Origin of the sequence: Mesorhizobium sp. M0243, assembly GCF_040321775.1 — a bacterium.
In the GTDB taxonomy this organism is placed as follows: Bacteria; Pseudomonadota; Alphaproteobacteria; order Rhizobiales; family Rhizobiaceae; genus Mesorhizobium.
Map to the genome: position 1 here is coordinate 1 of NZ_JAMYSF010000061.1, position 5,300 is coordinate 5,300.

At 60.3% G+C, this 5,300-nt stretch carries 3 protein-coding genes and 2 pseudogenes; 1 reads left to right on the forward strand and 4 read right to left on the reverse strand.

All coding sequences use genetic code 11. The annotated features are described in order from the left end of the window. Window positions 1-216: 216 nt before the first annotated feature. The 3 genes from dsdA to NKJ11_RS33500 form a co-directional block, all read right to left on the reverse strand. Window positions 217-1,554, reverse strand: coding sequence for a D-serine ammonia-lyase (gene dsdA, locus NKJ11_RS33490; protein ID WP_352795159.1), 1,338 nt, complete (start codon window positions 1,552-1,554; stop codon window positions 217-219). Window positions 1,555-1,654: 100 nt separating this feature from the next. After that, window positions 1,655-3,133: an aldehyde dehydrogenase gene (locus NKJ11_RS33495; RefSeq protein ID WP_352795160.1), complete on the reverse strand. Its 1,479-nt coding sequence runs from the start codon at window positions 3,131-3,133 to the stop codon at window positions 1,655-1,657. 29 nt (window positions 3,134-3,162) lie between these two features. Continuing rightward, window positions 3,163-4,074, reverse strand: coding sequence for a dihydrodipicolinate synthase family protein (locus NKJ11_RS33500; RefSeq protein WP_352795161.1), 912 nt, complete (start codon window positions 4,072-4,074; stop codon window positions 3,163-3,165). Between the two features lie 172 nt (window positions 4,075-4,246). Here NKJ11_RS33500 and NKJ11_RS33505 point away from each other — a divergent pair. Beyond that, window positions 4,247-4,411: pseudogene (locus tag NKJ11_RS33505) on the forward strand (IS5/IS1182 family transposase); the annotation flags it as partial. Window positions 4,412-4,501: 90 nt separating this feature from the next. On the opposite strand, the pseudogene NKJ11_RS33510 reads toward NKJ11_RS33505, so the two are convergent. Beyond that, window positions 4,502-5,300 (reverse strand): annotated as a pseudogene (locus tag NKJ11_RS33510) (ATP-grasp domain-containing protein); the annotation flags it as partial.

Below are 5,300 nucleotides of genomic sequence, written 5' to 3' on the forward strand. Positions count from 1 at the left end.
GATCCCATCGCCGAATCTCCTTCGGCAATAGGGAATCACGGCGCGCAAATCGGCCAAAATCACAAAAGAGTCAGCAGCCAAGACCGTTGGTATTATATGATACCCAACCTGCCCGTGATAGATTGCGCGAGCGACGACCGGACTGCCAAAGCGTGTCGCCTTCGTCTGTAGTCGCCCATAGTTCCCACATCGCCGACGTCAAGCGAGGCGGCCTTGTCATTGCTTCCAGGCGTCGGCCAGGGCGCTCACCTTGCCGCGGAAGGCCTCCGCCCGTTCGTAGAGCAATTGCCATTCGGCGGCCGGAACCAGCGAGCCGCCCGTCGTCCACGAAATATGCGTCGCATTCGGCAAAGTTCGTCCTAGTCCATGCCCCTGGACGTAACCGCGGCCTTCCTCGCTCGCGGTCAGGAAGAGCGGGCCGAGTAAGGCCATGGCCGCAGAAGCCTCGACCTGGAGGCCTTGGGCGTCCCGCACGGACAGCATCATGTCCAGCATCTGGCCATCGTCAGCGGTGTAGATGCCGGAGACCTGGTCAGCCATGAGTGGCGCGACGAAAGGAGACGCGCTGCCGACGGCCAGTCCGTCCGCTTCCGTCACGTTGTCGAGACCAATATCGTAGACGGACACGCTCCGGTGAACGCCAATCAGCAGCTGAAGGAGCATGCAGGGCGAAGCCGAAGGCTCAGCCCAGAAACAATGTACGTTCTTTCCGAAAAGCGACTTCAGTCCGTAGGTGATCCCGCCGGGCGCGCCGCCGACGCCGCAAGGCACATAGACGAACAGCGGATGATCGTTATCGACGACAATCCGCCGCTCCTCAAGTTGCGAAGCCAGTTCGGCTGCGGCAGCGCCATAGCCGGCAAACAGGTCTATCGAATGCTCGTCGTCGACGAAGTGGCATTTCGGGTCGGCTTCGGCGGCTTGGCGCCCCTGCTGGACGGCGATCGAATAGTCCCCGGCATGCTCGACGACCTCGACGCCATTGGCGCGGAGGAGATTCTTCTTCCAGGTCTTGGCATCGCGCGACATATGGACAACCGTCCGGAAGCCAAGGCTAGAAGCGATCATTCCGACGCTAAGACCCAGATTGCCCGTGCTGCCAACAACGACCGAATAGTGCGAAAAGACGGAACGCGCGTCCGGGTGCGTGTAACTCGGCCGCTCGGGGGACCTCCGGGCGAGACCGTTCGAAGTCGCCACCCGTTCCGCGAAGGCCAGCACCTCGTTGAACCCTCCCCGCGCCTTGATCGACCCGGCAATCGGCAGGGAATGGTCAGCCTTGACGAGCCAACGCGGAATGTTCCAGCGCTTTCCGAGACTTTCAACGGAAAGGAGCGGGGATTCGACGACGTCGGCCAGGCCGCGAGTCACGGGGAAAGAGCCCTGAAGATGGTAACGGGCATCGCGCAAACGCTGCCGCGCATCGGCGATGTTCTGACGATATGCACTGCCGTCATGCGATAGCGCAAGAGCGTGGTTGATCCAGAACACCGGAACTCCCGCCGACAGTTGGGCAAGAAGCCTGTCCTTCTCCTGCGCTATGTCATCGAGCATACGGTGTCCCTGACCCTGATGCTTCCGAACCCGATCATATATGACCGGCCAGATCCGGCCCCGACAGCCATTCTCTGCAGTCCGTGGATTTCGGCGCCGACTAGCGCAGTTGCATCCAGATGGACTTTGTTTCGGTATACTGGTCGTGGGCGGCGAAGCCCTTGTCCTTCCCGCCGAACCCGGATTCCTTGTAGCCGCCGAAGGGGACCGCGAAGTCGCCTTCCGAGTAGCAGTTGACCGAAACGGTGCCGGCGCGGATCGACCTTGCGATCAGGTGAGCCCGGTTGAGGTCGTTCGTATAGAGCGACGCCGCCAGGCCGTAATTGGTGTCGTTCGCGATGCGCACGGCTTCGGCGTCGTCACGGACGCTGATGACTGACAGGACGGGACCGAAAATCTCTTCTCGCGCGATCACCATGTCGTTCGTCACGCCTTCGAAGATGGTCGGCTCGATGAAGTAGCCCCCGGTGCCCTTCAATACCTGATTGCCGCCGAGCGTCAGCTTCGCGCCCTCGGATTGGCCCTTCTCGATGTAAGAGAGGACCTTCTGCATATGCGGCTCCTCGATCATGGCGCCGATCTTTGTAGCGGAATCCAGCGGATCTCCGACCTTCCAGGTCTTGACGGTTTCCTTGAGCTTCGCGAGCAGAGGTTCGCGGATTTTCTCGGAGACGATGAGGCGTGTGCCGGCGGAGCAGTTCTCCCCCTGGCAAAACAGGAACCCGGCCGCGATCTGCTCGACCACGGGGGTGAAGTCGTTCACGTCATCGAGAACGATGGCTGGGCTCTTGCCGCCACATTCCAAGACAATGCGCTTCATGTTCGATTCGGCGGCGTATTTCAGGAAGTAGCGGCCGACCTCGCCGGAACCCGTGAAGCTGATGCAGTCGACGTCCATGTGCAGGCCGAGCGCGCGGCCGGCGGTCGGGCCCATGCCAGGCACGACGTTAAGCACGCCTTCGGGAAGTCCGGCTTCGGCGGCGATGGCCGCAAGGCGCAGCATCGAAAGCGAGGTCAGTTCCGCCGGCTTGACGACGACGGAATTTCCGGTGGCGAGCGCAGGCGCAATCTTCCACATGGCGACGAACAGCGGGAAGTTCCACGGCAGGACCGCGCCGACAACCCCGACCGGCTCGCGCACGATCATGGAAACGACGTCGAGCGGGGCTGGAGACATCTGATCGTAGAGTTTGTCCGTCGCTTCGGCATGCCAGCGCAGGGTCTCGATGCTATCGGGAAGATCGACGTTGCGGGAATCGTTCAGAGGTTTCCCGCAATCGAGCGTCTCGATCAGGGCGAGCTCTTCGGTGTTCTTTTCGATCAGGTCGGCGAAGCGCAGCAGCGCCTTCTTGCGGTCGCGGGGCGTTTGGCGCGACCACGACCCGCGTTCGAACGCAGCGCGCGCGGCCGCGACAGCCCTGTCGATGTCGGCTTCGTCGCCCGAGGAAACCTGCGCCAGTTCCTTGCCCGTGGCAGGGTTGAAAGTCGCAAACGTTTCGCCGCGTTCCGTGCCGCGATAGTCGCCGTTGATGAACGGGCGGGTCTCGAAGGTCGCGGGGATCGTAATTTTGACGGTCATATTATGTCCTCAACCGGCTCTTGGGCCCTTCAATTTACCCAGGAGGCGATGTTCTGCGACTTGAGGTCTTCGTAGAGCTTGCGGAACTCGGAGCGCTCGGTATCGGAAAGGCCCATCAGCGGAGCGCGGACGTCGCCGATCGCAATGCCAGCGAGCAACGCGCCGAATTTAACGTACTGGTTGAACTTGCCGCCGTTCTCCAGCAGGTAAATCAAAGGCATCAACGCCTTCATCAGCTTGCGCCCGAGCAGGAAGTCTTCCTTCTTCACGCACGCATTATAGAGGGCGACGTGTTCGGCCGGCAGGAAGTTGGAAGCGCCGGCGATCCAGGAGCGCGTGCCCCACAGGAATTGGTCCAGGGCCTGATCATCAAAACCGCAGACGCGTTGCAGTTCGGGATAGAGGACCATGTGCTGGTAATAGCGGGAGATTGAACCGCTCGATTCCTTGATGGCGAAGATCTTCTTGATATCGAGGACGCCTTCGAGGAACTCCTTGTCCATGTCCACGCCGGTGCGGGCGGGAAAATTATAGAGGATGATCGGCAGTGACGTGCTCTTGCCGATGTTGCGGAAATGCGCAATGAGTTCCGTCTTACCCGGCAGGGAGTAAGGCGGAGCCGCCAGCAACTGCGCCCCGTAGCCTAGGCCTTCGGCGAACTTTGCGACCTCAATCGTCTCCTCGGGCCGCATGCTGTTGGCGCCGACATAAAGCGGGATGCGGTCCTTCACGACCTCGGCCACGCGCGCCAGGACGGCTTTCCGTTCCTCGAGGGTCTGGGAATAGTATTCGCCCGTGGAGCCGCCGGGAATGAGGGCATGCACGCCGTTGGAGACGAGAAACTCAACAAGCTTGTCCAAGGCCCTCAGGTCCAGACGGCCGCTATCATCATAAGGGGTGGCGAGGGCCGTCAGGATGCCGCTCAGTTGAGGTATCTGCATCTGAAATCTCCATCCATCCGTCCATGTGAAGGCACAGGGATTAGCCTGCGAAAAGTTGTTCGCGTGTAGTGAACGCCGGTCCCTCTTTCTGTCGACATATTGTCGTTCATAGTGATTGTCAATGAGTTTTGATGCTCCGCACCTTGGCGCGGCCTGACCAGCGAGGTGAAGATTGACCGAGACCGTGTCGGACTCACCAGCGCCTTCCCTCGGGCGACGTTTGCGGGCACGGTCGCTTCCCGTTCAGCAGACCAAAGTCGCCACCGGCTGCGCCGCCTTCAATCGCATGCTTGCCTGCGCACGCCCAAAATCCGCCCGCCGCAAGGCAGCCACGGCATTAGTCTGTCGCTTCAAAGATCGCCTCCGCTCAAGTCCGGATCCATGCACTAACGCCCAGCATCGTCATGTGAGCTTGGAATCTTTTGAATCACTTTCGACTATCGACCCAACCGATCAAGTCGACGGCACGCTGAAGTATCGCCTCGGTGCGGGGAGGCGATGACGCGTCCGATACAATCTCGATAATCGCCTTTTCTGACAATCGGCGTCTTGGATTGAACGTAAATTTGACCTCGGCGACACCTGATACAGCAGCCGCCTGACTGTCGCCACCGATCCAATCGAGCGTGCCATCGCGATCAGCAACCAGGAATCGCGCGGCCGCATTCTCGGAATGGCTTCTTCAAATTCCATTCGTCACCGGTGACAAACTTAATGTGCTCCGTGACGAGATCGATTCCGTAAGCCAATTGAACCATTTGAGGACCGGGCGAACCAGCAAGACGCGGATTGACTTCAATGGCGACTGGCCCACACTTCGTCCATCGGAGTTCAACGTTCGTTGGCCCCCACCCAAGGCCGCGAGCTCGCAAACAGCTCAGCGAAACATCACTGATACGCTCATGCTCGTCATCAGTCAGCGCGGGCCGGATAGGTGGCTTCATGGTAGACGAACTGCGGTGGAGGACCGAATTCCAGGGCGGCAATCCCAATGACCTCATCTCCCATTATGTCAATCCAATACTGCTGGCCTTGTACGAATTCTTCGACCAGTATCCTTGGCGAGGATCGCCACGCGTGCCCGCCAAACAGACGCTGCCGCTGCCCCCCGCAGGCTTAACTATCACCGGCGTCCGATCTCCCTTGCAGAATCCTCTACGTCCGCTGCATTGGCCACCAAGCGATAAGCAGGTGTCGGAACGCCTGAGGCCGCGAGAAGTTGACGC

What these genes read in the sequence shown, in the direction of transcription:
- NKJ11_RS33495 (WP_352795160.1), bottom strand. Translation starts at nt 3,133, where the DNA reads ATGACCGTCAAAATTACGATCCCCGCGACCTTCGAGACCCGCCCGTTC.
- NKJ11_RS33500 (WP_352795161.1), bottom strand. Translation starts at nt 4,074, where the DNA reads ATGCAGATACCTCAACTGAGCGGCATCCTGACGGCCCTCGCCACCCCT.
- dsdA (WP_352795159.1), bottom strand. Translation starts at nt 1,554, where the DNA reads ATGCTCGATGACATAGCGCAGGAGAAGGACAGGCTTCTTGCCCAACTG.